Source organism: Rouxiella sp. WC2420, assembly GCF_041200025.1.
Classification (GTDB): domain Bacteria; phylum Pseudomonadota; class Gammaproteobacteria; order Enterobacterales; family Enterobacteriaceae; genus Rouxiella.
Window position 1 is genome coordinate 3,598,252 of the sequence record NZ_CP165628.1, and the last position, 25,496, is coordinate 3,623,747.

The 25,496-nt window shown below is 48.5% G+C and carries 24 protein-coding genes; 12 read left to right on the forward strand and 12 right to left on the reverse strand.

From position 1 onward, the window contains the following. Positions 1-89 precede the first annotated feature (89 nt). From fabF to yceD, 8 genes are all read right to left on the reverse strand, one after another. Positions 90-1,331 (reverse strand): beta-ketoacyl-ACP synthase II, encoded by a 1,242-nt coding sequence (fabF, locus tag AB3G37_RS16715; protein WP_369788540.1) that lies wholly within the window; start codon positions 1,329-1,331, stop codon positions 90-92. A gap of 101 nt (positions 1,332-1,432) precedes the next feature. Continuing rightward, on the reverse strand, positions 1,433-1,669 hold the full coding sequence (gene acpP, locus AB3G37_RS16720; protein ID WP_009637825.1) for an acyl carrier protein: 237 nt from the start codon (positions 1,667-1,669) through the stop codon (positions 1,433-1,435). 152 nt (positions 1,670-1,821) lie between these two features. Then, on the reverse strand, positions 1,822-2,556 hold the full coding sequence (fabG, locus tag AB3G37_RS16725; RefSeq protein ID WP_369788541.1) for a 3-oxoacyl-ACP reductase FabG: 735 nt from the start codon (positions 2,554-2,556) through the stop codon (positions 1,822-1,824). 13 nt (positions 2,557-2,569) lie between these two features. Beyond that, positions 2,570-3,499 carry an ACP S-malonyltransferase gene (gene fabD, locus AB3G37_RS16730; RefSeq protein ID WP_369788542.1) on the reverse strand — a complete coding sequence of 310 codons (930 nt, stop codon included), beginning with the start codon at positions 3,497-3,499 and terminating at the stop codon, positions 2,570-2,572. 100 nt (positions 3,500-3,599) lie between these two features. After that, on the reverse strand, positions 3,600-4,553 hold the full coding sequence (locus tag AB3G37_RS16735) for a beta-ketoacyl-ACP synthase III (RefSeq protein ID WP_369788543.1): 954 nt from the start codon (positions 4,551-4,553) through the stop codon (positions 3,600-3,602). A 6-nt stretch (positions 4,554-4,559) separates the two neighbouring features. After that, the gene (gene plsX / locus AB3G37_RS16740; protein WP_369788544.1) at positions 4,560-5,606 is read right to left on the reverse strand and encodes a phosphate acyltransferase PlsX; all 1,047 of its coding nucleotides are present in this window, start codon (positions 5,604-5,606) and stop codon (positions 4,560-4,562) included. Between the two features lie 64 nt (positions 5,607-5,670). Then, positions 5,671-5,838 carry a 50S ribosomal protein L32 gene (gene rpmF, locus AB3G37_RS16745; RefSeq protein ID WP_002210931.1) on the reverse strand — a complete coding sequence of 56 codons (168 nt, stop codon included), beginning with the start codon at positions 5,836-5,838 and terminating at the stop codon, positions 5,671-5,673. 12 nt (positions 5,839-5,850) lie between these two features. Next, the gene (gene yceD / locus AB3G37_RS16750) at positions 5,851-6,375 is read right to left on the reverse strand and encodes a 23S rRNA accumulation protein YceD (RefSeq protein ID WP_369788545.1); all 525 of its coding nucleotides are present in this window, start codon (positions 6,373-6,375) and stop codon (positions 5,851-5,853) included. 141 nt (positions 6,376-6,516) lie between these two features. On the opposite strand from yceD, the gene AB3G37_RS16755 reads away from it, so the two are divergent. After that, complete coding sequence (locus AB3G37_RS16755) at positions 6,517-7,122, forward strand: nucleoside triphosphate pyrophosphatase (protein WP_009637817.1); 606 nt, start codon at positions 6,517-6,519, stop codon at positions 7,120-7,122. Positions 7,123-7,188: 66 nt separating this feature from the next. Here the strand turns inward: AB3G37_RS16755 and rluC are convergent, their stop codons facing one another. Next, entirely contained in the window at positions 7,189-8,145 is a 957-nt protein-coding gene (rluC, locus tag AB3G37_RS16760) for a 23S rRNA pseudouridine(955/2504/2580) synthase RluC (RefSeq protein ID WP_009637816.1), read from the reverse strand. Positions 8,146-8,750: 605 nt separating this feature from the next. Here rluC and rne point away from each other — a divergent pair. Then, a complete protein-coding gene (rne, locus tag AB3G37_RS16765; protein WP_369788546.1) occupies positions 8,751-12,281 on the forward strand; it encodes a ribonuclease E in 3,531 nt (1,176 codons plus the stop codon). 68 nt (positions 12,282-12,349) lie between these two features. On the opposite strand, the gene AB3G37_RS16770 is transcribed toward rne, so the two are convergent. After that, on the reverse strand, positions 12,350-12,637 hold the full coding sequence (locus tag AB3G37_RS16770; RefSeq protein ID WP_369788547.1) for a putative quinol monooxygenase: 288 nt from the start codon (positions 12,635-12,637) through the stop codon (positions 12,350-12,352). A gap of 226 nt (positions 12,638-12,863) precedes the next feature. Here AB3G37_RS16770 and pyrC point away from each other — a divergent pair, with 226 nt between their 5' ends. From pyrC to AB3G37_RS16795, 5 genes are all read left to right on the forward strand, one after another. Further along, complete coding sequence (gene pyrC, locus AB3G37_RS16775) at positions 12,864-13,913, forward strand: dihydroorotase (RefSeq protein WP_369788548.1); 1,050 nt, start codon at positions 12,864-12,866, stop codon at positions 13,911-13,913. A gap of 113 nt (positions 13,914-14,026) precedes the next feature. Further along, positions 14,027-14,281: a DNA damage-inducible protein I gene (gene dinI / locus AB3G37_RS16780; protein ID WP_009637812.1), complete on the forward strand. Its 255-nt coding sequence runs from the start codon at positions 14,027-14,029 to the stop codon at positions 14,279-14,281. A 256-nt stretch (positions 14,282-14,537) separates the two neighbouring features. Further along, positions 14,538-14,792, forward strand: coding sequence for a biofilm formation regulator BssS (gene bssS / locus AB3G37_RS16785; RefSeq protein WP_009637811.1), 255 nt, complete (start codon positions 14,538-14,540; stop codon positions 14,790-14,792). 139 nt (positions 14,793-14,931) lie between these two features. Beyond that, positions 14,932-16,047, forward strand: a complete 1,116-nt coding sequence (solA, locus tag AB3G37_RS16790) for an N-methyl-L-tryptophan oxidase (protein ID WP_369788549.1) — start codon at positions 14,932-14,934, stop codon at positions 16,045-16,047. 197 nt (positions 16,048-16,244) lie between these two features. Beyond that, a complete protein-coding gene (locus AB3G37_RS16795; protein WP_237713087.1) occupies positions 16,245-16,907 on the forward strand; it encodes a response regulator transcription factor in 663 nt (220 codons plus the stop codon). Between the two features lie 69 nt (positions 16,908-16,976). On the opposite strand, the gene proP is transcribed toward AB3G37_RS16795, so the two are convergent. Beyond that, positions 16,977-18,470 carry a glycine betaine/L-proline transporter ProP gene (proP, locus tag AB3G37_RS16800; RefSeq protein WP_369788550.1) on the reverse strand — a complete coding sequence of 498 codons (1,494 nt, stop codon included), beginning with the start codon at positions 18,468-18,470 and terminating at the stop codon, positions 16,977-16,979. A gap of 534 nt (positions 18,471-19,004) precedes the next feature. Between proP and AB3G37_RS16805 the strand changes: the two genes are divergently transcribed. Continuing rightward, on the forward strand, positions 19,005-19,469 hold the full coding sequence (locus tag AB3G37_RS16805; protein WP_009637807.1) for a MarR family winged helix-turn-helix transcriptional regulator: 465 nt from the start codon (positions 19,005-19,007) through the stop codon (positions 19,467-19,469). A gap of 65 nt (positions 19,470-19,534) precedes the next feature. Here the strand turns inward: AB3G37_RS16805 and AB3G37_RS16810 are convergent, their stop codons facing one another. Beyond that, the gene (locus tag AB3G37_RS16810; RefSeq protein WP_369788551.1) at positions 19,535-20,602 is read right to left on the reverse strand and encodes a rhodanese-related sulfurtransferase; all 1,068 of its coding nucleotides are present in this window, start codon (positions 20,600-20,602) and stop codon (positions 19,535-19,537) included. Positions 20,603-20,753: 151 nt separating this feature from the next. Here AB3G37_RS16810 and AB3G37_RS16815 point away from each other — a divergent pair, with 151 nt between their 5' ends. The 4 genes from AB3G37_RS16815 (at position 20,754) to mdtG (ending at position 25,461) form a co-directional block, all read left to right on the forward strand. Continuing rightward, positions 20,754-21,851: an NADH:flavin oxidoreductase/NADH oxidase gene (locus AB3G37_RS16815; protein ID WP_369788552.1), complete on the forward strand. Its 1,098-nt coding sequence runs from the start codon at positions 20,754-20,756 to the stop codon at positions 21,849-21,851. A gap of 530 nt (positions 21,852-22,381) precedes the next feature. Further along, positions 22,382-23,302 carry a Kdo(2)-lipid IV(A) acyltransferase gene (locus tag AB3G37_RS16820; RefSeq protein WP_009637804.1) on the forward strand — a complete coding sequence of 307 codons (921 nt, stop codon included), beginning with the start codon at positions 22,382-22,384 and terminating at the stop codon, positions 23,300-23,302. Between the two features lie 243 nt (positions 23,303-23,545). Continuing rightward, on the forward strand, positions 23,546-23,980 hold the full coding sequence (locus AB3G37_RS16825; RefSeq protein WP_009637803.1) for a DoxX family protein: 435 nt from the start codon (positions 23,546-23,548) through the stop codon (positions 23,978-23,980). A gap of 242 nt (positions 23,981-24,222) precedes the next feature. Continuing rightward, positions 24,223-25,461 (forward strand): multidrug efflux MFS transporter MdtG, encoded by a 1,239-nt coding sequence (mdtG, locus tag AB3G37_RS16830; protein WP_369790982.1) that lies wholly within the window; start codon positions 24,223-24,225, stop codon positions 25,459-25,461. Positions 25,462-25,496 lie beyond the last annotated feature (35 nt).

Sequence of the window (25,496 nt, forward strand, 5' to 3'; positions counted from 1 at the left end):
TCATTCCTACTTTCAATACGGCACAGCACGCCAGGCTACAGACGGCAAAAAGGCCCGGAATCGGGCCTTTGACTGTGCAAAGCGTTTAATTACAGTTTGCGAAACACCAGAGAAGCATTGGTGCCACCAAATCCGAAAGAGTTACACAGGGTGTATTCCATGCCCTTAACCTGCCGCGCTTCGTGCGGGACAAAATCAAGATCGCAGCCTTCATCTGGATTATCCAGATTAATGGTTGGCGGAACGGCCTGGTCACGCAGCGCCAGCACGCTGAAAATCGACTCGACAGCACCGGCTGCACCCAGCAGATGTCCAATCATGGATTTGGTCGAGCTGACCATTACGCGACGCGCATCAGCATCGAAAACAGATTTAACTGCTTCAGCTTCAGCCCTGTCACCCGCTGGCGTTGAAGTACCGTGAGCATTGATATAACCCACCTTGGCGGCGGAAATCCCTGCATCACGCAGCGCATTCTCCATCGATAATGCGGCTCCGGCACCATCATCTGGTGGAGATGTCATGTGATATGCATCGCTGCTCATGCCAAAACCGACAACTTCGGCATAAATCTTCGCACCGCGCTTTTTAGCGTGTTCGTATTCTTCCAGCACCATGATCCCGGCACCGTCGCCCAGCACGAAACCGTCGCGGTCTTTATCCCACGGGCGACTTGCGGCCTGAGGATTGTCGTTGCGTTTCGACAGCGCGCGCGCTGCACCGAATCCGCCAATACCCAATGGCGTACAGGCTTTTTCTGCGCCACCGGCCAGCATCAAATCAGCATCATCATAGGCGATGATGCGCGCGGCATGGCCGATGTTGTGGACGCCTGAGGTACAGGCAGTGGCAATGGAAATGCTCGGTCCACGTAATCCAAACATGATGCTCAGCTGACCAGCGGTCATGTTTATGATGGTAGAAGGTACGAAAAATGGGCTGACTTTGCGCGGTCCACCATGGATCAATGCACTGTGGGCTTCTTCGATAAGACCCAGGCCACCAATGCCAGAACCAATCGCGGTACCGATACGCGGCGCATTTTCTTCGGTGACTTCAAACCCGCTATCACGCATAGCTTGAACACCGGCGGCAATACCGTACTGAATGAAGGGGTCAATCTTGCGAGCGTCTTTGCGCGAGATGTATTCATCACAGTTGAAATCTTTGACTAAGCCAGCAAAACGCGTTGCGAATGCACTAGTATCAAAATGGTCGATAGGGCCAATGCCACTCTTACCGGCAAGAATAGCGTTCCAGGTGGACTCTACCGTATTGCCGACAGGAGAAAGCATGCCAAGTCCAGTCACAACAACTCGACGTTTAGACACGTATATCCTCCAGGGAGGGAAAAAAATACCGTGGGACAAAAAAAACTTAGGCGGTCAATTGACCGCCTAACTATCAAAACTTATAAAAAGAAAAGTTTCGATTACGCCTGAGCGTTGTTGATGAAATCAATAGCTGCCTGAACAGTAGTGATTTTTTCAGCTTCTTCGTCAGGGATCTCGGTATCAAACTCTTCTTCCAGAGCCATAACAAGCTCAACGGTGTCGAGAGAATCTGCGCCAAGGTCGTCTACGAAAGATGCAGAGTTAACTACTTCTTCCTGTTTAACACCCAGCTGTTCAACGATGATTTTCTTAACGCGTTCTTCGATAGTGCTCATACTATTAAATTTCCTATCAAAACTCGCTTTCGCGATGGTTTTCGTAGTGTATAAAATGTTGGAAAAGATGCAACTAAATCCCGGCTGGTCAAACCACTATTTTGCATTATTTGACTATATTTAAAACCAAATAAGCAGAATCCTAGTGATTATCAGATCATGTACATGCCGCCATTGACATGTAAAGTCTCACCAGTGATGTAGCTGGCCTCATCAGAGGCTAAAAATGCAACAGCGCTGGCAATTTCTTTTGCATCGCCCAACCGGTTGGCTGGAACTGATGACAAAATGCCTGCACGTTGATCATCTGTCAACGCCCTTGTCATGTCCGTCTCAATAAAGCCAGGAGCCACGACGTTGACAGTAATGCCGCGTGAAGCAACTTCACGCGCCAAAGACTTGCTAAAACCAATCAAACCGGCTTTAGCCGCCGCGTAGTTCGCCTGCCCTGCGTTACCCATGGTTCCAACAACAGAACCAATGGTGATGATTCGGCCAAACCGCTTTTTCATCATAGCCCGCATTACCGCTTTTGACAGCTTAAACACAGAAGTCAGATTAGTATCCAGGATATCCTGCCACTCGTCATCTTTCATGCGCATCAGAAGGTTATCACGGGTAATGCCAGCATTATTGACTAAAATGTCAATTTCGCCAAATTCAGCACGAATCGTCGCCAATAATTGTTCAATTGACGAAGATTCAGTCACATTGAGAGCGATACCTTTGCCGTTTTCGCCTAAATAGGCGCTGATAGCTTCAGCACCTTGTTCGCTGGTCGCGGTGCCAATAACACGTGCGCCACCGGCAACCAGTTTCTCTGCAATAGCTCGGCCAATACCCCGGCTTGCGCCAGTGACCAGAGCAATTTTTCCGTCGAAGCTCATTATTATCCTCTTTTTATTGTTCAAGCGCCGCTGACAAGCTTGCAGTATCGTTCACTGCAACCGCAGTCAGGGTGTCAACAATACGTTTGGTCAATCCAGTCAATACTTTACCCGGACCCACCTCAACTAACTGCTCCACGCCTTGCTGTGCCATGTATTCAACGCTTTCAGTCCAGCGAACCGGATTGTAAAGCTGACGAATCAGTGCGCTGCGAATTTCTTCGGCAGAAGTCTCAACCTTGACATCTACGTTGTTGACAACGGGATACTGTGGCTGGCTGAAACTGACGTCTTGTAACGCAACGGCCATTTTATCTGCCGCTGGTTTCATCAATGCACAATGCGAGGGAACGCTAACCGGCAATGGAAGTGCGCGTTTGGCGCCAGCGGCTTTACATGCTGCGCCAGCACGCTCAACGGCTTCTTTGTTACCCGCAATAACTACCTGGCCCGGAGAGTTAAAGTTTACCGGAGCTACGACCTGGCCCTCGGCGGACTCTTCACAGGCTTTGGCGATAGAAGCGTTATCCAGACCAATAATGGCGTACATTGCGCCCGTACCCTCAGGAACCGCTTCCTGCATCAGCTTGCCGCGCAGCTCAACCAGGCTGATTGCCTGTTTGAAATCCAGAACACCGGCACAAACCAACGCAGAATATTCACCCAGGCTGTGACCGGCCATTAATGCTGGCTCGGTGCCTTTTTCCTGCTGCCAAACGCGCCAGATTGCTACCGACGCCGCCAGCAAGGCAGGCTGAGTTTGCCAGGTCTTGTTTAATTCTTCGACCGGGCCCTGCTGAACAAGCTGCCACAAATCATAGCCCAGAACTGAAGAAGCTTCAGCAAAGGTCGCTTCTACGATCGGATGCGCGATCGCGAGGTCAGAAAGCATTCCCAACGCCTGCGAGCCTTGCCCGGGGAAAACTACAGCAATCTTGGTCATTTACTTATCCCGTAAAATTTTGCTAATCCGTGAAAACAACAAAGCCCTGTTGAATCAGCAGCGCTCTGTTGAGTCAAAAATTTGATCAGGTTCGCAAAAATTAGAAACGAACCAATGCAGAGCCCCAGGTGAAACCACCACCAAAGGCCTCAAGCAGCACTAATTGTCCACGCTGGATGCGTCCATCGCGAACGGCTTCATCAAATGCAGTAGGCACAGACGCCGCTGAAGTATTACCGTGACGATCGAGGGTCACTACAACTTTATCCATGCCCATGCCCAATTTCTTGGCTGTGGCACTGATAATGCGCAGGTTTGCCTGATGAGGCACTAACCAATCGAGCTGTTCGCGGTCCATATTATTGGCCTGCAAAGTTTCATCGACGATATGTGCCAGTTCAGTTACAGCTACCTTAAATACTTCATTACCGGCCATTTTGACATAGGCAGATTGGTCAGGGGTTTTCTGGTTTGGATATTCCAGACTCAGCAGATTACCGTAATGACCGTCGGCGTGCATGTGAGTAGAAAGGATGCCAGGTTCTTGCGAACCGCCCAGCAACACTGCGCCTGCGCCGTCGCCAAACAGAATAACGGTGCCGCGATCGTCTTCATCGAGCTTGCGGGACAACACGTCAGAACCGATAACCAGCGCATAACGGACGGCTCCCGATTTAACGTATTGATCTGCAACGCTTAACGCATAGGTAAACCCTGCGCAAGCCGCAGCCAGGTCAAACGATGCCGAGTCTTTGATGCCCAGCAGGTGTTGAATCTGGCAGGCAGAACTCGGGAAGGCGTGGGAAGACGAGGTTGTGGCAACAATGATCAATCCAACGTCGTTTTTATCGACGCCTGCCATTTCCAGCGCTCTCTCAGCAGCGGTCAGGCCCATTGTGGCTACAGTCTCATCCGGCGCAGCAATGCGACGCTCACGAATACCTGTGCGCGTTACGATCCACTCGTCCGAGGTTTCAACCATTTTTTCTAAGTCGGCGTTAGTCCGAACTTGTACGGGCAAGTAGCTCCCCGTACCGAGAATCTTTGTATACATGTACAGTCAGTCACTCTTGGGTAATAAAGCCTCAAGGCGCGCGGCAATCCGCTCGGGAACCTGCCGCTGCACCGCCTGAACAGCCTGTTCGATAGCTACAGCAAACGCCCGCTGATTTGCTCCGCCATGGCTTTTTATCACGATGCCGCGTAATCCTAACAAACTTGCGCCATTATACTGATCGGGGTTTAAATGTTTGAAATGCTTTGCTAATTTTTTTTGAACTATTCTTTGCAAAGCTGGCCCAAACCATCGCATCCACCAAGACTTCTTGCCATTCTCCCCAGAGGATTTAAGCAACGACAAAAACATCCTGATCACACCTTCCATAGTTTTCAGTGTGACATTACCGACAAAACCATCACACACCATAACATCAGTTTTACCGGTTAACAGGTCATTGCCTTCAAGATAGCCGATATAATTGATTACGGGTATGTTTTTTAAAATTGCGGCTGCTTCTCGAATGTTATCAAGCCCCTTGGACTCTTCTTCACCGATATTCAGCAGGGCGACACGCGGGTTAACTGTGCCGACAACCTCTTCGGCCATGACCGATCCCATTACGGCGAACTGCACCAGCATACGGCTGTCGCATTCGACGTTTGCCCCCAGATCAAGCACCACGGTTTTACCGCGCTGCTGATTCGGCAACACGGTCATTAGCGCCGGGCGCTCAATGCCTTCAAGAGGCTTTATAACCAATTTTGCCAATCCCATCAATGCACCGGTATTTCCGGCGCTGACGCAGGCCTGTGCCTCGCCGCTTTTAACAAACTCAAGCGCAATGCGCATCGAGCTGCCACGGCTGGCGCGGAGGGCCTGAGAAACTCGGCTATCATTCGCAATCACTGACTCTGAGGCAATAACTTTTATCCGGTCCAGTAAGGCAGGATCGGTTGTAGCCAACAGGGGTGTGATTTCATCGGGATTGCCGACAAGAAGAAGATTGAGTTCAGGATTAGAGGTCAGTGCCTGCAATGAAGCAGGCACTGTGACGGAAGGACCGAAGTCCCCGCCCATAACGTCTAACGCGATGGTCAGACGTTTCAAGGTATCGCCTTGCTATTACTTAACAAGTTTAATGTTATCAAGTAAATAGTTAGCAAGTAAGAAATCAGCCGATAACCTTGCGACCGCGGTAGAAACCGTCGGCAGTGATATGGTGACGCAGGTGAGTCTCGCCAGAAGTTTTGTCAACAGACAAAGTGGCGGTGGTCAGAGCATCGTGTGAACGACGCATGCCACGTTTAGAACGGGTTGGTTTATTCTGTTGTACGGCCATGGACCTTACTCCTCAATTACTTTTCTTTAAACTTGCTAATACGGAAAACGGATTCGGTTTCTCTGCCTCGGGAGGCAGTTTGCCAAATACCATTTCCGCGTCGGACACTTCACAGTGTTCAGATTCATGTACCGGAACGACAGGCAGTGAAAGAATAATTTCGTCTTCAATCATTGCCAGCAGATCAACTTCGCCAAAATCGTCGACTTCAATCGGCTCGTACGCTTCCGGTAATGCCTCAGCCTGTTCATCGTTCTTAACAGGACTAAAACAATATGTTGTGTGAACCTGATGCTCGAACGTCTTGCCACATCTCTGACATTCCAGAGTAACGGTGACATCCGACTGACCTTTAATAACGGCCAGACGCTGATTGTCGATATCAAACGACAAAGAGGTTTGAACTTCAGTATCCACACTGACTACTGATGCTGCAACACGCGTCACCTGTTCAGCGTCATAGATTCCAATGTAATCTAAACGCTTTTGGGCGGTACGAACGGCATCAACAGCCAAGGGTAATTTTACTTTTTGCATAGGGCGCGCATATTAACTTTGTAACGACATAGAGTCAAAGAAAAAGGGCATTTTACTGCTCCTTTCACCAATATTCGCTTCCTCAGCGGCGGACAGTTTAAAATGTGTGATTCAATAACGCCATGCTTTGTGAAAAAAATTATGCAAACAATGACCCAAAAAAGGATCCTTCTGGCCTCTACCTCGGCCTATCGTCGCGCAATCCTTGAAAAAACCACGCTAAAATTCAGCTGCGCCGCGCCAGATATTGATGAAACGCCGCACGAGCAAGAGTCAGCGGAGGATCTGGTTTGTCGCTTATCTGCGCAAAAGGCGCACGCACTGGCGGCAAATTTCCCCGGCCATCTTATTATTGGATCGGATCAAGTCTGTGTGATCGATTCAAAGATCCTCGGCAAACCTCACACTTTTGAACGGGCCTGTGCCCAACTCGAGCAGGCAAGTGGCAAAAAGGTGCGATTTTATACCGGCCTGAGTCTGCTCGACAGTGATAGCGGCAAGGTACAGACGCTTTGCGAAACTTTTGACGTGCATTTTCGTCCTTTAAGTTCGCAAGAAATTGCTGGATATTTACAACTGGAACAGCCTTATGACTGTGCTGGCAGCTTTAAATGCGAAGGATTGGGTATCAGCCTGTTCGAAAAACTCGATGGCCGCGATCCGAACACGCTGATTGGTCTGCCGCTGATCGCCCTTCTGGCTCTGCTGCGAGAACACGGCATTAATCCACTCAACCAACCGGCATAAAAAAAGCGCCCTGCGGCGCTTTTGTATTCGATTTATCTTGCTGGGCAGGAAATGGCCCGGCTGAATTTATTTAGCGCTTTTACGCAGCTTGATTAAAGCATTACGCAATTTTGGCTCCAGCGGCGCTTCGATACGCATCGTTTCGCCATTGGCCGGATGCTCAAAACGCAGCGCAGCGGCATGCAGGAACAGGCGATTGATACCGGCACCTGCCAATTGTGCATCAAATTCGCGGTCGCCGTAGCGATCGTCAAAAGCGATCGGATGACCAGCATACTGCGTGTGTACACGAATCTGGTGAGTACGTCCGGTAACCGGGCTGGCCTTTATAAGTGTCGCGAAAGCGTATTTTTCTTCAATTTTAAAGCGCGTCTCGGAAGGTTTACCCTCACTGTTGACACGAACAATACGTTCACCGCTTTGCAAAATATTCTTCAGCAGTGGTGCCTGTACAACCTTGCAGTGCGACTGCCACTCGCCGCGAACCAATGCAAGGTAATCTTTTTGCATGGTTTTCATGCGCAATTGCTCGTGCAGAGAACGCAGCGCGGAACGCTTTTTGGCTACCAGCAGAACGCCGGAAGTATCGCGGTCCAGGCGGTGAACCAGCTCCAGGAAACGCGCATCGGGACGCAGCGCCCGCAGGCCTTCAATTACGCCAAAACTTAAACCGCTACCGCCGTGAACTGCCGTTCCTGAAGGTTTATTGAGGATCAGCAGATGATCGTCTTCAAACAGGATGCAGTGTTCCAATGCAGCGACTTTGTCGAGCTTGGCAGAAACCTGACCCTCTTCGCGCTCGGCGACCCGAACCGGAGGAACGCGAATCTCGTCACCCGCCAATAATTTATATTCCGGCTTGATTCGCTTTTTGTTAACGCGAACCTCCCCTTTACGCAAAATGCGATAAATCATGCTCTTCGGCACACCTTTAAGGAAAGTGCGCAAAAAGTTGTCAATTCTTTGACCCGCTTCTTCATCGGTAATGGGGATTAATTGTACAGTTGGATTCTCAGTTTTCATTGGCCATGATTCTAGATGGTTCTAAATATTAAAGGCGGGGTTCGCGCCGCAGATTTTTCTGTGCTTAACTCTAAGTTTACCAGCAACTGTAGAGGATTACTTGAAAGCGGCGATTTTTTGGAGAATAAAGGCACGGTAACAGCGTCCAATGGTGCTAAATAAACTTTACCTTCACTTAAAAGTCACCTTGCTATATCAGTGCCAGCAATGGAATAATGAAGTCACTTCCGCGTTGATTCTCTTGAACTTAGGGAAAACGCTGGAATTATAGATTTGCCTGATCGCACAAAAACGCAGCAATGGCGTAAGACGTAATGTGAAATCAAGCAATTAGCGGGCTGCGGGTTGCAGCTTGGCCGGCAAATGGAATGAGATCTGTCTACTTATAATCAGAGGCTATTCCCCTACTAAAAGTACTGTTTTCACAAAGCTGTGGTTATTTACCCGGCAAAAGCAGACTTACCGAAATAATGCGCCCCTATGCAGGCGACAACCGGGAGGTTGACGACTATGCGAGAAGACTCGGGGCCAACGGTTTATCCGGTCATAGAGGTTATTTTGCCCGCAGTTCTGACAATAATGCAAAAATAACGAGTAAGTTAAAGATGAAAAGAATGTTGATTAACGCAACTCAGCAAGAAGAGTTGCGCGTTGCTCTTGTAGATGGACAGCGGCTCTACGATCTGGATATTGAAAGTCCTGGGCATGAGCAGAAAAAAGCCAATATTTACAAAGGTAAAATCACCCGCATAGAACCTAGCCTTGAAGCAGCATTCGTTGATTATGGTGCGGAAAGACATGGTTTTCTCCCTCTCAAAGAAATCGCCCGCGAATACTTCCCCAGCAATTATTCTTCCCATGGTCGTCCAAACATCAAAGATGTTCTGCGCGAAGGCCAGGAAGTCATTGTTCAGGTTGATAAAGAAGAACGTGGTAACAAAGGCGCAGCACTGACTACTTTTATCAGTCTGGCCGGCAGCTATTTAGTGTTAATGCCTAATAATCCACGTGCCGGGGGTATTTCCCGCCGGATTGAAGGTGATGACCGTACCGAATTAAAAGAAGCTCTGTCTTCTCTGCAACTCCCTGATGGCATGGGTCTCATCGTGCGTACCGCCGGTGTAGGCAAGGACGCAGACGCGCTGCAGTGGGACTTGAGCTTCCGTATGAAACACTGGGATGCCATCAAGAAAGCCGCTGAAGGCCGCCCTGCTCCGTTCCTGATCCATCAAGAAAGCAACGTAATCGTTCGCGCCTTCCGTGACTATCTGCGTCCGGATATCGGCGAAATCCTGATCGACAACCCAAAGGTTCTCGAACTGGCAAAAGAGCACATTGCCGCGCTGGGCCGTCCTGATTTCAGCAGCAAAATCAAGCCGTACGTCGGCGAGATCCCGCTGTTCAGTCACTATCAAATCGAATCGCAGATCGAATCCGCTTTCCAGCGTGAAGTTCGCCTGCCTTCCGGTGGTTCAATCGTTATTGATACTACCGAAGCCCTGACGGCTATCGACATCAACTCCGCTCGCGCAACTCGCGGTGGCGATATCGAAGAAACAGCGTTCAATACCAACCTTGAAGCAGCAGAAGAGATTGCTCGTCAGCTGCGTCTGCGTGACCTCGGCGGCCTGATCGTCATCGACTACATCGATATGACCCCGGTTCGCCACCAGCGTGAAGTTGAAAACCGTCTGCGCGACGCCGTCCGTCAGGACCGTGCACGTATCCAGATTGGTCGCATTTCCCGCTTTGGCCTGCTGGAAATGTCACGTCAGCGTCTGAGCCCATCTTTGGGTGAATCTACCCATCACGTTTGCCCACGCTGTAGCGGCACCGGTACCATCCGTGATAACGAATCCCTTTCTCTGTCTATTCTTCGTCTCATCGAAGAAGAAGCACTGAAAGAAAATACCAAAGAAGTTCACGCTATCGTGCCAGTGCCGATTGCTTCTTATCTGCTTAACGAAAAACGTGAGTCGGTAAACGCTATCGAGAAGCGTCAGGGCGGCGTTCGCGCGGTTATCGTGCCAAACGACCAGATGCATACTCCGCACTATCACGTATTGCGCGTGCGCAAGGGTGAAGAGTCTTCAACTCTGAGCTACCTGCTTCCTCAGCTGCACGAAGCTGAAATGCTGCAACCTTCTGAAGATCTGCCAGCCGAGCGTAAACGTCCCGAGCAACCGGCTCTGGCGACCTTCGCGCTGCCAGCAGAAGCGCCTCCGGCAGCCTACGAGCAGCCAGCGGCCGCGGCGCAGCCTGTCCAAACTCGCACTACCTCAGTGAACACCGCACCTGCGGCTTCGGCTACCGTCGCTAAACCTGGTTTTATGAGCAAACTGTTTGGTGGACTGAAAAATCTGTTTGCCTCAGAGCCTCAGCCTGAAGCGAAACCGGTTGAAGAAGTTAAGGTCCAGCCGGAAACCGCGGCAGAAACTGAAAATCGCCGTAACAATGAGCGCCGCAATCAGCGTCGTCAGGGCACTCGTCGCGATCGCAACGGTGAACGTGGTGAACGCGGAGATCGCAACAACAATCGCGATAACCGCGAAAACCGTACCGATAGTCGTAACGAACGTTCTGACCGCACGGAACGCAACGATACTCGTACCGATACCCGCGAGCCACGCGAAGATCAGCGGCGCAACCGTCGTAATCAAGAGCCTGTTGTTGCAGAAACCGCAGTTCAGGATGTTGAAAACGCTGGCGTTCGCGAAGAACAGCAGCCTCGTCGCGAACGTGGCGATCGTTCACGTCGCCGTAATGATGACAAACGCAAAAATCAGCAGGAAGAGAAAGTTGCTGAAGCAGTTGTCGTTGAAGAAGTTGTAGCAGCACCGGTTGTCGCCGTAGAAGAGCAAGAAGATCGCATGCCTTCTCACCGTCGCCAACGTCGTCCGCTTAACCAGAAGATTCGTTTCGAGTCCGCTGAAGTTGACCAGGACGTTGAAGATGCTGCACAGATGCTGATTACCGGCGTTAAACCGGTTGAGCGTCCTGTCGAGCCAAAAGCCGCAGACGTAAAAGTATCTGATACTGCGCAACCTCTTGAAGTGACTAATGATGCAGATACCGACGATGCGCAGGACAACAACCGTGAAAACGGTATGCCACGCCGCTCACGTCGTTCTCCGCGTCACCTGCGCGTCAGCGGCCAACGCCGTCGTCGTTACCGTGATGAACGTTACCCGACTCAGTCGCCGATGCCGTTGGCGGGTGCGTTTGTCTCTCCAGAGATGGCGTCTGGTAAAGTGTGGATCTCTTATCCGATAGTGCAGTCTGAACACGTCCAGTCGCAGAACGAACAAACTCAGCGCCACGACGAGCCAGTGGTTCAGGCAGCAGTGTTGACTGAGCAGGTTGCCATTGCGCAGGAAAATACTCCAGCCGCGACAGTGATTGCTCCGGTAACTGAAACTGCTCCGGCAGTGTCGGCACCGATTGCTGAGACTCCAGTCAAGTCAGCTGCCCTGACCTTCGAAGAAGCGCAGCAGGTTATTGAGCAGGAAGGTGAAGCTATTAAAGCCGAAACTGCAGTAGCCGCTGAACCTCACGTGGTTGAGCCTGCGACTCTGGAAGTCGCTGATGCTGAAATTCCGGCACCCACTCCTACTGAGCCAGTTGTTATGGAACCAGTTGTTGTGGAACCAGTTGTTGTGGAGCCAGTGGCGGCTGTTGAACCTGAAGTTGAAGAAGTTATCGCTTCTCCAGCTACGGTTGAACCAGTAGCTGAAACGGCCCAGCCAGTGGTTGAAGAAGCCAAGCCTCAGGCACAGCCAGAAGAAGCCTCGGCTAAGCTGGAAGTTGCAGGTATTCAGGCAACTGAAGCTCAGGCACCGGCAATTGAAGTTCCGGCGTCTCCAGCACCGGTTGTCGTGGAGCAGTCTGTCGCTGAGCCAAAAGCGGTTGAATCCTTTGCAAAAACTGAGGCATCAGGCGATGCACAGCCTCGCTTCAAGCATCATGCGACTGCGCCGATGACAAAAGCCCCGGCTGCCGTCTACGTTGCCGAGCCGCCTCGTTTCAGTGACTGGGTTCGCCCAGCCTATGATTTCGATGGTAAAGGTTCTGCCGGCGGTCATGCCGCGGTAACCACTGCGACAGCTCCGGCAACCAAGCCAGAAATGCCACAGTAAATCGACGCTAGATTCAAAACTATTAAACCCGCCAATGGCGGGTTTTTTTATTATCGTATCTCAGGATATCAGGCGAACAGCTTGAGTTTCTTGATTTCAATCTTCTCGAGCTTGCCATCCAGTTGCTTAACAAAGTGTTTAAAATGTTCGCTTGCCTCGTGCTGGGCAACCGCTTCATCAGAACGCCAGCGCTCGTAAAAGACAAAGCTGTTGGCATTGTCTATTTCACGATGTAAATCGTATTGCAGGCAACCCAATTCTTCGCGGCTTGCTGCCACAACGTCCAACAGTGCGTGGGTGACTTCTTCGATGTACTCTGGTTTTACGGTCAGTGGGGCAACGATACGGACTTCCATAGATTCAGCTCCTGTATAATAACTTTCGCTTCTAAGCACCTAGATAATTTAAGAAGGTCTAATAATTACCTTCAACTATGCTCGCCGATTAACACTGATTTCAATGTTAACCTAACAAACTGATGCATCCTTTACATTTTGCGCTTATCCTTATACCCCGCCGATAATGCTCCCATTACTGCACCTGATTCTAACGTCCTGTCTCTCAATGCCGGAGTTTTGTAACATGACCGCAATACCGCAAGTTTTGAAAATACGCCGCCCAGACGACTGGCATATCCACCTTCGCGACGATGCTGTGTTAAATACAGTATTGCCGTTTACCAGTGAAGTTTTTGGTCGCGCTATTGTGATGCCAAACCTGACACCGCCAATTACCACGGTTGAAGCTGCGATTGCCTATCGCACTCGTATCGAAGCGGCCATTCCGGCGGGACACAAGTTTACCCCGCTGCTGACTTGCTATCTGACCGACTCACTGGATCCCGATGAGCTGTCTCGCGGCTTCGAGCAGGGGGTATTTACCGCGGCTAAACTGTATCCGGCCAATGCGACCACGAATTCCAGCCACGGTGTGACAAACATTAAAGGCATTTATCCGGTGTTGGAGCGCATGCAGAAAATTGGCATGCCGTTGCTTATTCATGGAGAAGTGACCCACGCCGATGTTGATATTTTTGACCGTGAAGCGCGTTTCATTGATGAAGTGATGGACCCTATCCGTCGCCAGTTCCCGCAGCTGAAAATTGTTTTCGAGCACATCACAACTCAGGAAGCGGCGCAGTATGTGCAAAGCGGTAACGAATATTTGGGCGCGACGATTACTCCACAGCACCTGATGTTCAACCGCAATCATATGCTGGTCGGGGGCGTGCGTCCGCACCTGTTCTGCCTGCCAATCCTCAAACGTAACGTACACCAGCAAGCGCTGCGTGAAGTGATTGCCAGCGGTAATAAACGTTTCTTCCTGGGCACTGATTCTGCACCACACGCTAAACATCTGAAAGAGTCCAGCTGCGGCTGCGCAGGCTGTTTCAACGCTCCTCTGGCGCTATCTGCTTATGCCACTGTGTTTGAAGAGATGAATGCGTTACAGCATTTTGAAGCATTCTGCTCTGAGAACGGCCCGAACTTCTACGGGTTGCCGCTGAATGAAGGAACCGTTGAGTTGACCCGCACGCCAGTGACTCAGCCTGAAACTATTCCTTTGGGTAATGATTCCATCGTGCCTTTCCTGGCCGGCCAAACACTGAACTGGAAAGTCACCGCCTGTTAATGGGCACGTAATATCACGGGAAGGCAGCGCCCTTCCCGTTTTTTAACTCTCCCTCTTGCTCTTCTTAAATTAACTGTATATATTCACAGCATTAATTATACGGAGTGGCAATCATGCGTATTGAAGTCTGCATTGACAGGACCAAACCATTGCCGGCAGGCGCACTGGAAGCACTGTCAGGCGAGCTGAGTAAGCGTATCAATAAAAAATTCTCTGACACCGATAATAGCGTGCACGTCCGCTATGCCGGTGCCAATAATCTTACAGTGATGGGCGGCTTGAAAACTGATAAAGATCTGATCGAAGAAATATTGCAGGAAACCTGGGAAAGCGCCGATGACTGGTTTTCTAATGAAAGCGAATATTAATCACCCTATAAATTGATAATAACCAGGCTGAATAAGCCAAAAGTAACTTTGCCGGGCGTCGCTGTCCGGCTTTTTTATTTATCGAATGTGCCAAACAACGCCTATAAATTGTACTCAAAAATTTATTTACAACTAAATAAGGGATTTCTATGCCAAATTTATGAGAAATGCTTATACTTAATCTGCTCACCAGATAATGAGCCGCATTGATCCTCGTTAGTCACTCACGCTAGTCACTACAAATTAAGGGGTCTATATGGACAGAAATGACGAAGTTATTCAGACACACCCGCTTGTAGGTTGGGATATCAGTACCGTAGATTCTTACGACGCCATGATGATACGTCTTCATTACCTGTCTTCTAAAGACCAACCGCCAGAGGATGCTCAGGTAGATAGAACCTTATGGTTAACTACCGACGTTGCCAGGCAACTGATCAATATCCTTGAAGCTGGCATAGAAAAGATCGAATCACACGAGTATGAGTATCTTGATCAAAGAAAACATTAATCAGAAACCTTTAGCCTAAGGCACCCGCGAGCACTCTCCGGGTGCCTTTTTTAATGCCTCCTTCTGCCTTGCCATTCGCCCCAATAAATCACTATCATGACCTGTCCCCTTTTATTTTTTGTTGAGGAACCTTTGTCTGATGGATTATGACTTAATTGTGGTTGGTAGTGGTTCTGTGGGTGCTGCAGCAGGCTTTTATGCCACCCGTGCCGGACTGAAAGTATTGATGATTGACAGCGCAATGCCGCCGCACAAGGAAGGCAGTCACCACGGTGAGACGCGAATTATCCGTCACGCTTACGGTGAAGGTGCGCGCTACGTGCCTATGGTTTTACGCGCGCAGGCACTGTGGAACGAACTAGGTTTCCTGACTGGCGAAGAAATCTTCCGCTCTTGCGGTGTCATCAATATTGGTCCGCAAGGATCAGAGTTTATTGCCAACGTTAAATCCAGCGCAGTGGAATTCAATCTCAATACTCAATCTCTTAATGCCGATCAAATTCGACATAAATGGCCTCAGCTCAATGTAACTGACGATTACTGCGGCGTATTTGAGCCGGATTCAGGTTACCTGTATTGCGAAAAAGCGATTTCTGGCTATATCCGACTCGCCAGAGAAGCAGGCTGTGCACAGCTATTTAATTGCCCGGTAGATGCTATTCGCTATGAAGGTGACACGGCAGTCGTCGTCACCAAAGAGGGTGAGTATCGCGCCCCCAAGCTAGCCTTGACCGCAGGCACCTGGGTGAAAAAATTCCTGCCGTCTTTGCCAATGACACCAATGCGCAAGGTGTTTGCCTGGCATCAGGCAGATGGCCGCTACAGCGAAGAGAATCACTTCCCGGCATTTACCGTTGAAACCACCGCGGGCGATCAGTTTTATGGCTTTCCGGCGGTAAAAGACAGCCTGAAGCTTGGCAAACACAATGGCGGACAACCTATTGATTCTCCAGAGCAACGCACACCGTTTGGTAGCGTAGCGGAGGACGGCCGAGAAGTTTTCAGTGTCCTGCGTCAATTTTTGCCGGGAGTTGGCGTATGCCTGCACGGTGCATCGTGTACCTATGACGTGACAGAAGATGAAGATTTCATTGTCGATCGAGTACCTGGTCACAGCAACACGCTGGTTATTTCGGGTTTAAGTGGCCATGGATTTAAATTCGCCAGCGCATTAGGCGAAACTGTGTCCTTATTCGCGCAGGATCTCCCGCCTAAAACTGACATGACGCCGTTTTCGCTTTCTCGTTTCAAATAACACTACATCAATGATTGAATTATTCGCCGATTAATCCATTCGGCGAATAATTATTATGACAAAAATAACCCCCATCTATATTTCGCAATTTTTTTTAAACAGTTATTTGACATTGCCTATTATTTCGCCCTATTCTGAATTTTCGGGATCACAGGAGTGATCGTCTTTTTCTTTTGGCAAATACAACAAGGACGTCAATGATGAAAATACTTATCGTAGAGCCGTGTGGATACATGCGTCTAGGTATGCTTTCGGTGTTAACTAAAAATCGTCAAATTGAAGTAGTAGACGTTGACTCATTGGAAAAAGCGTTAGTTGAAGCGACGAATTTAAAACCTGATATTATTCTGGCAAATATGACTAGCCACTGCCACAGCACTCAAACCAGCTGTAATATTAATAATTTTTTAAAGTTAAGAACCACCAGCAGAATTTACTGTTATCTGGATGCCAACTATCCAGAAAGTGATGAACCAATTACTATCGCCGAAAATTTTTTAATACTTAAAAAACAGATGGTTAACTCAATATTACACCGTTTGAATGATTTAGCCTCAACTCGGGCACCATTAAAAATTTGCACCCAACCTTACTCAATCTACAGTGATCAAGAGATTTTGGTTATGAATGACTGGATGGCTGAAGTGCCAAATTATCGTATTGCTAAAAAGCTCAATATTAGTGATAGAACGGTTTATGTGCATAAACGACATATTACTCAAAAAATTAAAGTCAGAAATCGACTCGAGTTTTGTTTTATTTATAATTTGATCAAATATTTTTATTGGCCAATTAACCCACTGGCACAAAAGCCAATGAGTCGTCAAACAAAAGCCGATATTTTCTCACTGACTCGATAGTATTAAACATTATTTTAAAAAGGCTACCTTTCGAAGCCTTTTTATTAAAACTCTTTAAAGCAGCATAGATTAACGAGCTGGAGTGTTATTTACCAAATCGGCTTTTTCTTCATCACGTTTTTTACGACGTAAATGAATTCTCTTCAACAACTTTTTAGCCTCTTCTTTGTTTTCAACGGCCGGAGCTGAACCCATGAGTGGCCTGCGAGCGCTCTCTTTCAGAGAGAAAACAGTAACAGCACCGATGACCGCAGCCCCCATCAGATAATAAGCTGGCACCATCACGTTGCCGGTGGTCGATACCAGCCATGAAGTGACCAGCGGTGTAGTCCCGCCAAACAGAGATACTGAAATATTAAAACCAATGGCTAATGCGCTATAGCGAGTATTCGTAGTGAACAATGCAGGTAACGCGGCTGGCATGGTTCCGCTAAAGAAAGTGTGCAACACGCCCAGCAGCATCAGGCCGCAGAATACTCCTGTCATTCCACCGTGGCCAATCAGCATCATAGCCGGGATTGAAAACAGAATAAGTCCACCGGCTCCGGCCAGCAGGACCGGTTTCCGCCCCAGACGATCGTTCCAGTAACCTAACAGCAGTGTCATCGGCATCATGATAAACATCACCACCATGATAAGCATTAGTCCACTAAGTTCACTCAGGCCCAAAACGCTAGTCAAATAACTAGGCATATATGACGTCAGCATATAATTGGAGACGTTAAACAACAGTACCAGCCCAATACACTGCAACATTGGACGCCAATACTTACGCAACATTTCCAGCAAGGTTTGCTGTGGTTTGTTGTGCTCAATCTCATCCTGTTTTTCCATATGTTTCTGGAAAGCAGGGGTTTCCTCAAGCTTTAAACGAATATATAAACCGAACAGGCCCAGCGGCGCAGCAATAAAGAAAGGAATACGCCAACCCCAGGCCAGCAGCTGCTCGGAGGACATGTAAGCTGTCAAACCGGTGACTAAGCCAGCGCCCAACAGATAGCCGCCCAAGGTGCCGAACTCCAGCCAGCTGCCCATAAATCCACGGCGTTTATCGGTTGAGTATTCAGCGATAAATGTCGCCGCTCCACCGTATTCCCCTCCAGTTGAGAAGCCCTGCACCAGACGGGCCACCAGCAGCAAGATCGGCGCAGCAAGACCAATACGCTCGTAACTTGGGATCAAACCAATACAAAAAGTCCCGGTGGCCATCATAATCATAGTGAATGCCAACACTTTTTGACGGCCAATACGGTCGCCAAGAGGTCCGAAGACCATGCCGCCCAATGGTCGCACCAAGAAAGCAGCAGCGAAAGTCGCGAATGTCGCAATCAGCTGCGCCGAGGCGCTACCGCTGGGAAAGAATACGTGGCCGATGGTGACGGCAAGGAAGCTGTAGACACCAAAATCGAACCATTCCATAGCATTGCCCAATGCCGCAGCACCAACGGCGCGATTGAGCATTTTTCGGTCTACAATGGTGATGTCGTCTAGAGTCAGCTCTGGCTTATTACGCTTACGCCAAAATCTGATGTGTGAAGTGTGAGATTCTGTTGAATCATGCATAAAATAACCTCAGATGTTGCCACTATGACTTTCAGTGCAGCACCATAGCATTCGCTTCCCTGGTCATTTGGTCTATTCATTCATGACGAATAAACATGATGCGAAGGCTATGCAGCTGCGTTTATTATTCACTTTTTTTTGTGTTTAAAACGGCATTTAAATCCGGACCGTTTTTTATTTGAAACACACAAATTTACATATCTTTAACCTATACAAAAAAGAGATATTGATCAAGTTTGCGGTATTTATTGGCATCCATAGCTGCTGTAAACCTGCATCAATCCAGTAAATAAAAAAATCACAAAAACTTGATTTATAATGTAATTATATAATTTCAGGGTTAAAGAAATTGTCAAAATTTTGATACGCTTCACTAAAGCATAGTCAGCAAAACCGGGGCTAAGATAAAATTTACACTGATGATAAGTGACATCTCCCTGAAATAAATGAGAGGTAAATACACCACAATATTGGCCTATCCTAAGACAATTATTTCGACCCACTCAGCCACATAACAATGAGCCTCTGCAAATTATGAGCAATAAATTAAATGCTACAGATTCTCTGGAAATCGTTGAGCTGATGCTGTCCGTCATTCGTCTGATGCGCAAGCAAGTTGATTCGGCGATGTCAGCACAGGGCCTGTCTCTTGCCCGAGGGAAATTACTCTCGATTATCAGTAATGAAGGAACTTGTCGGCCAGGTGAACTCGCCCAGCAATTACAACAGTCACCCCGCACGATCACCGATGCTATTGATGCGCTGGAAAGAGACGAATTGTTGGTAAGGAAGCGACATCCAACCGATAGGCGAGCGCAGCTTCTTGAGCTTACAAACCAGGGGATATCAGCACTTGAGGCGGTTCAACAGCCAAAACACGAGGCTATAGAGAAAATATTTTCCGAACTGGATAGTGAACAGTTTCATTTGTTTAAAGTAGCGCTCAAAAAAATTGAGGCTACGGCACAGACCCTGGAAGTTCAGATTTCCAATAGCTAATAAATAGATACAAAGGGCCAAGCCTGCGGGAAAATATCTGCAGGCTTGACCCGAGAGACCGCTAATCAATCTTGAGAAGTGGCATCTTTAGGGGCGGGAATATGCATAGTGGTCTGCAATAATCCTTTGGATTTATTGAAGATTTTATTGCCATTCTCACGGCCGGCACGAAGTGCGCGCTGCTGCTCAGGAGGCAGCTTCAGCTCGGTTTGGCAAATTTCACTACAGCATCCTTCAAACTTTGCAGCGCAGGCCGGACATTGGATAAACAGCAAATGACAGCCGTCGTTCAGGCAGTTAGTGTGATTATCACATTCAGCGCCGCATTGATGACAGTTGGAAATGACGTCGTCTGAAATACGCTCGCCCATACGTTCGTCAAAGACAAAGTTTTTACCTTTGAATTTAACCGGCAAGCCTTGCTCTTTGGCACGACGTGCGTATTCGATGATCCCACCTTCGACATGATAAACATTTTTAAAACCGTTATGCAGCATGTAAGCACTTGCTTTCTCGCAGCGGATGCCGCCAGTGCAATACATAACAATTTTCTTGTCTTTATTTTCCTTAAGCATATCAACGGCCATAGGCAGCTGATCGCGGAAGGTGTCGGAAGGAACTTCAATCGCCTGGTCAAAGTGCCCCACTTCGTACTCATAGTGGTTACGCATATCGACAAACAGAGCGTCCGGATCGTCAATCATCGCATTGACCTGTTCCGCCTTGAGGTATTCACCTACGTTGGAAGGGTCAAAAGTCTCATCATCTATGCCGTCGGCAACGATGCGCTCACGAGTTTTGAAACGTAAAACCCAGAACGACTTGCCATCATCTTCCAGTGCAATATTCAAACGAATATTTTCAAAAGCGGGATGACAAGTAAACAACAGCTGCTTAAAGGCCTCAAATTGGCTTTGCGGCACGCTGATTTGTGCGTTGATGCCTTCTTTGGCCACATAAATGCGGCCAAAAACATTTAACTTAACCAATTCGAGGTAGAGTTGGTCACGAAATGCTTTAGGATCATCAAGATGGAAGTATTTGTAAAAAGAAACTGTAGTACGCGGCTCGGTCTCGGCCAACATGCGCGCTTTCAGTTCCTCGTTAGAAATTCGGTTATGTAACACTGGCATGGTGTACTTTCCTGTCTTTCGTTGAGGCTATTCTAAGCAGAGTAAAAATTTAAGCGGCGCTATCATACCTGAAAAAGCCACCAGGATTAAAGCTTCGGTTAACGCAAATTGTGTGCATACTTCATAAACCCAAACTCATTCGAGGTTCACTATGAGCAAGCTATTTGAAAGTATCAAACTGGGTTCACTGACCTTAGAGAACCGTATCATCATAGCCCCAATGTGCCAGTATTCAGCACAACAAGGTAAGGCAACCTCTTGGCATCATGCCCACCTTGGTCAACTTTCATTCTCGGGAGCTGGACTGTTGATCCTGGAAGCCACCGCCGTTGAAGCCGTAGGTCGTATTTCTCCCCAGGATTTAGGCCTGTGGAATGACGAAACCGAAGAGGCAATGGCGGATCTTGTCACTTCTTTGCGAGAAAACAGTGATATTCCACTGGGTATACAGTTAGGTCATGCCGGGCGTAAAGCTTCTTGCTACGCACCATGGGAAGGTGGAACACAGATCAGTGCAAAACTGGGCGGCTGGCAAACTGTTGCTCCTTCAGCCATTGGTTTTGCCGACACCGATGCGGCCCCGCAGGCCATGTCTATTGAACGAATAAATGAATTCAAAAAAGCCTTTGTTGAAAGCGCCAAACGCGCTGACAAGCTGGGCTTTGATCTGATTGAACTTCACGGCGCGCACGGCTATCTGCTGCATCAGTTCCTTTCACCTCTTTCCAACCAGCGCACTGACCAGTACGGTGGCTCATTTGAAAACCGTATTCGCCTGCTGCTGGAAATTTATCAGGAGGTTCGTCAAGTCTTCTCCAACAACAAACCGATTGGCGTGCGTATTTCTGCCAGTGATTGGGTTGAAGGCGGCTGGGACATCGGGCAATCCGTAGAGCTTTCTAAAGTTCTTGAAAAACTGGGTTGTAATTATGTTCACGTTTCAAGCGGAGGTCTTTCAACTCAGCAGAAGATCCCGGTTGGCCCAAATTACCAGGTACCTTTTGCACAAAGCATTAAACAAGCCGTGGATATGCCAGTCATTGCGGTAGGCCTGATCACTGAAGCGGAGCAGGCGGAAGCCATTATTGGCACCGGCCAGGCAGATATGGTTGCGTTGGCGCGCGGTATTCTTTATGACCCACGCTGGCCATGGCACGCTGCCGCCAAACTCGGTGCCAAAGTCAGTGCTCCGAAACAGTATTGGCGCAGTGAACCTCATGCCGTTAAAGGCTTATTTAACGCCAAGTAATCATTAATTCATTAACTATGCGCAACCAAAGGACGTCTGTAGTCAGATGTCCTTTTTTTATGGCTTATCAGGCCAAGCCACGAATCAGCGACGACCTTCATTTTAAATAATCAAAGAATGTACCCTAGAAATTGACAAAATCGGGTTCTTTAACAATATTCAAGTCGCAAGCCCCAGGCGGCTCCTGCAATCCCTTGCAGCGGTAATGCAAAAACCGTGCGGTTCAAAAATGATAAACAAAGGATAAATTTCATTCGTTTTCGCGTGGATTCAGAGTCTAACCCATTGTAAATTATGTTTTAATGCCTTGGTTTTTCAACTTGATTAAAAAAAATGTCAAAATAAACCCCTTTGCTGAGACAAATTTACCGGCTGTAACAATGTGATATCACATTAAGCAGGTGTTTACCTCGGCGAGCTGCTAGCAGATTGTTTGGCTTCACGGCGCGTTACCTCATGGGATCCGGTCGCGAATACAGTCTGGACGGAGCTTATATTTTCCTACTTCAACACTATGACGCAGAGATTTTATGACTCAAGTACCTACCTTTAACCGTTCATTATTGCATCCAAGATACTGGCCTACCTGGATGGGTCTGGGACTGTTGTATTTATTGGTGCTTTTGCCCTATCCAGTTATTTATCGTCTGGGATGCGGTATCGGTCGTTTTTCCATGCGTTTTCTTAAGCGCCGCTCTACCATCGCGCAGCGTAATCTTGAGCTATGTTTCCCGGATATGCCGCAAAATCAGCGCGATCAGTTAATAGTAAAAAACTTTGAATCCGTCGGCATGGGACTGTTTGAAACGGGAATGGCGTGGTTCTGGCCTGATTGGCGTATCGAACGCTGGTTTAAGGTCAGCGGTCTGGAGCACATTCAGCAGGCTCGTGATAACCAGCAGGGAGTGCTGTTGATTGGTGTTCACTTTCTGACGCTTGAACTCGGCGCACGCATTTTCGGCATCCACAATCCAGGCATCGGCGTTTATCGTCCACATGACAATAAGCTAATGGACTGGATGCAAACCAAAGGCCGTATGCGGTCAAATAAGGCGATGCTCGATCGCAAAGATCTTAAAGGTATGATCCGCAGCCTGAAGCAGGGCGATATCATCTGGTACGCGCCGGATCACGATTATGGCCCACGGGCCAGCGTGTTCGTGCCTTTCTTTGCGGTTGATAAAGCCGCGACTACTACCGGTACCTATCTGCTTGCAAGAATGGGCAAACCGGCAATTATTCCTTTTACACCGCGCCGTTTACCTGGCGGTAAAGGTTATGAACTGCTGCTCCATCCGGCGGTAGAAAACTTCCCGCTCGATGATGAAGTTGTGGCGGCAACTTATATGAATAAAGTGGTTGAGGACGAAATTAAGCTCGCCCCAGAACAATATATGTGGCTGCATCGTCGCTTTAAAACCCGTCCTGAAGGCGAGTCTTCACTGTATTAATCCTTTTTTCCATTCTGCCCCTCTGGCAATGACAAACCTACTGCCAGAGGGTTTTGTATTTCAACCCTTCTGGTTTGCTAAAACAGTTTTTTTGACAGACTTCATCAAAGTTATCTGATTTCCTCTGAACGAAATGCAGCCAATACTAAGTCATAATTTCCTGACGTGATTAATCTCTGATTTTTTCATGATTAAAGCTTAAAACGTCGATTGGCTGCTTTCACACTTTTAAAGGACAACACTATGCTGGCAAAATTGAACACCTGTTTTACTCGGATTACCGATCATCCTGACTTTGGCAAGCTACTGTTACGCCTGACTTTCGGCATCCTGATCCTGTTCCACGGTGTCGCCAAAATGGAAAATGGTGTGGGTTGGATTGTCCAGATGCTAGGCTCTCACGGCCTGCCGGGCTTTATTGCCTACGGCGCATACATTGGTGAGGTTATTGCCCCAATCCTTATTATTCTGGGTATCTTTACTCGCCCTGCGGCTCTGGTAATGTCTTTCAATCTGGTTGTTGCTGTCCTGCTGGTTGTCGGGGGTAAATTTTTCACCCTCACCGAAGTGGGGGCCTGGGGGCTTGAAGGCGAGGCTCTGTATTTCTTTGGTGGCCTAGTGATTATGTTGCTCGGCAGCGGTCGTTACTCGGTGATGAGTAATCCTGCACTGCGTTAAGTTGCAGATTTCACGGGTAACCCAGGTCTGGGTTACCCGGCTTTAAACCTGATTTTGTTGTGATTTTTATCTGATATCCTCGCTATTCTCATCTTGATAATCTTATTTAATTTTTCGTAATAAGTTAGTAACACGATTGAAGTGGGTAATAATTCGGCGCATAATTATCGAGCTAACTCACTATTGTTGTGCTCTGTTTTGCCCTCTTCACAGAGTAAATGGACCTCACTCATTGGTATTTTATGACCTCGGCACCCGCATCGGACCAAGCACCAGAACCCATTAATTGGAAGCGCAATCTCTTTGTTGCCTGGATCGGCTGTTTTCTCACCGGTGCAGCCTTCAGTCTTATCATGCCCTTCCTGCCGCTCTATATTGAAACGCTCGGCGTCACAGGTCATGAATCCCTGAACATGTGGTCAGGGCTAGTGTTCAGCATTACTTTCCTGTTTTCTGCCGTTGCCTCGCCGTTCTGGGGCGGCCTGGCCGATCGCAAAGGGCGCAAAATCATGCTGTTGCGCTCGGCCCTGGGAATGGCCATCGTCATGGCGCTGATGGGAATGGCGCAAAATATCTGGCAGTTTCTTATCCTGCGTGCACTGCTGGGTTTGCTCGGCGGATTCGTGCCTAATGCCAATGCCCTGATAGCCACTCAAATACCGCGCAATAAAAGTGGCTGGGCGTTAGGGACTTTATCCACCGGCGCGGTAAGCGGTGCGCTGATTGGTCCATTAGTTGGCGGAATTCTGGCCGATAGTTACGGCCTGCGACCGGTATTCTTTATTACCGCGACGGTTTTGTTTATTTGCTTCCTGATGACGCTGTATCTCATCCGCGAGCAATTTGTTCCGGTTAACAAGAAAGATATTCTTAACCGCAAGCAGGTTTTCGCCTCGCTTAAAGATCCCAAATTAGTGCTGTGCCTGTTTATCACCACCTTAATCATTCAGGTTGCCACCGGCTCGATCGCGCCAATCCTGACCCTCTACGTCCGTGAACTGGCCGGAAATACCCAAAGTCTGGCATTTATCAGCGGAATGATCGCCTCTGTACCGGGGGTGGCGGCACTGATAAGCGCGCCGAAATTAGGCAAGTTGGGCGACAGGATTGGACCTGAGAGAATTTTGGTAGCAATGCTTGGAGTGTCGGTGCTGCTGCTTATCCCGATGGCGTTCGTGCAAAATCCGCTACAGTTGGGGATTCTCAGATTCTTGTTGGGGGCGTGCGATGGCGCATTACTGCCAGCAGTACAAACTTTGCTGATTTATAACTGTACTAATCAGGTCGCCGGGCGAGTATTTAGCTATAACCAGTCTTTCCGCGATGTCGGAAACGTAACCGGCCCCTTGCTAGGCGCATCAGTTTCGGCAGGTTATGGGTTTAGAGCAGTATTTTGCGTCACCGCCTGTGTCGTCTTGTTTAATGCCTGCTACTCCTATTGGAGTTTACAGCGCCGTCCGAGCCAGGCAACGGTAGAGTAAGACCTCTGCCCTGCCCCGAATGACGCTGAATGAGT

What these genes read in the sequence shown, in the direction of transcription:
- acpP (WP_009637825.1), bottom strand. Translation starts at nt 1,669, where the DNA reads ATGAGCACTATCGAAGAACGCGTTAAGAAAATCATCGTTGAACAGCTG.
- fabG (WP_369788541.1), bottom strand. Translation starts at nt 2,556, where the DNA reads ATGAGCTTCGACGGAAAAATTGCTCTGGTCACTGGCGCAAGCCGGGGT.
- fabD (WP_369788542.1), bottom strand. Translation starts at nt 3,499, where the DNA reads ATGACCAAGATTGCTGTAGTTTTCCCCGGGCAAGGCTCGCAGGCGTTG.
- AB3G37_RS16735 (WP_369788543.1), bottom strand. Translation starts at nt 4,553, where the DNA reads ATGTATACAAAGATTCTCGGTACGGGGAGCTACTTGCCCGTACAAGTT.
- rpmF (WP_002210931.1), bottom strand. Translation starts at nt 5,838, where the DNA reads ATGGCCGTACAACAGAATAAACCAACCCGTTCTAAACGTGGCATGCGT.
- yceD (WP_369788545.1), bottom strand. Translation starts at nt 6,375, where the DNA reads ATGCAAAAAGTAAAATTACCCTTGGCTGTTGATGCCGTTCGTACCGCC.
- AB3G37_RS16755 (WP_009637817.1), top strand. Translation starts at nt 6,517, where the DNA reads ATGCAAACAATGACCCAAAAAAGGATCCTTCTGGCCTCTACCTCGGCC.
- rluC (WP_009637816.1), bottom strand. Translation starts at nt 8,145, where the DNA reads ATGAAAACTGAGAATCCAACTGTACAATTAATCCCCATTACCGATGAA.
- rne (WP_369788546.1), top strand. Translation starts at nt 8,751, where the DNA reads ATGAAAAGAATGTTGATTAACGCAACTCAGCAAGAAGAGTTGCGCGTT.
- AB3G37_RS16770 (WP_369788547.1), bottom strand. Translation starts at nt 12,637, where the DNA reads ATGGAAGTCCGTATCGTTGCCCCACTGACCGTAAAACCAGAGTACATC.
- pyrC (WP_369788548.1), top strand. Translation starts at nt 12,864, where the DNA reads ATGACCGCAATACCGCAAGTTTTGAAAATACGCCGCCCAGACGACTGG.
- dinI (WP_009637812.1), top strand. Translation starts at nt 14,027, where the DNA reads ATGCGTATTGAAGTCTGCATTGACAGGACCAAACCATTGCCGGCAGGC.
- bssS (WP_009637811.1), top strand. Translation starts at nt 14,538, where the DNA reads ATGGACAGAAATGACGAAGTTATTCAGACACACCCGCTTGTAGGTTGG.
- solA (WP_369788549.1), top strand. Translation starts at nt 14,932, where the DNA reads ATGGATTATGACTTAATTGTGGTTGGTAGTGGTTCTGTGGGTGCTGCA.
- AB3G37_RS16795 (WP_237713087.1), top strand. Translation starts at nt 16,245, where the DNA reads ATGATGAAAATACTTATCGTAGAGCCGTGTGGATACATGCGTCTAGGT.
- proP (WP_369788550.1), bottom strand. Translation starts at nt 18,470, where the DNA reads ATGCATGATTCAACAGAATCTCACACTTCACACATCAGATTTTGGCGT.
- AB3G37_RS16805 (WP_009637807.1), top strand. Translation starts at nt 19,005, where the DNA reads ATGAGCAATAAATTAAATGCTACAGATTCTCTGGAAATCGTTGAGCTG.
- AB3G37_RS16810 (WP_369788551.1), bottom strand. Translation starts at nt 20,602, where the DNA reads ATGCCAGTGTTACATAACCGAATTTCTAACGAGGAACTGAAAGCGCGC.
- AB3G37_RS16815 (WP_369788552.1), top strand. Translation starts at nt 20,754, where the DNA reads ATGAGCAAGCTATTTGAAAGTATCAAACTGGGTTCACTGACCTTAGAG.
- AB3G37_RS16820 (WP_009637804.1), top strand. Translation starts at nt 22,382, where the DNA reads ATGACTCAAGTACCTACCTTTAACCGTTCATTATTGCATCCAAGATAC.
- AB3G37_RS16825 (WP_009637803.1), top strand. Translation starts at nt 23,546, where the DNA reads ATGCTGGCAAAATTGAACACCTGTTTTACTCGGATTACCGATCATCCT.
- mdtG (WP_369790982.1), top strand. Translation starts at nt 24,223, where the DNA reads ATGACCTCGGCACCCGCATCGGACCAAGCACCAGAACCCATTAATTGG.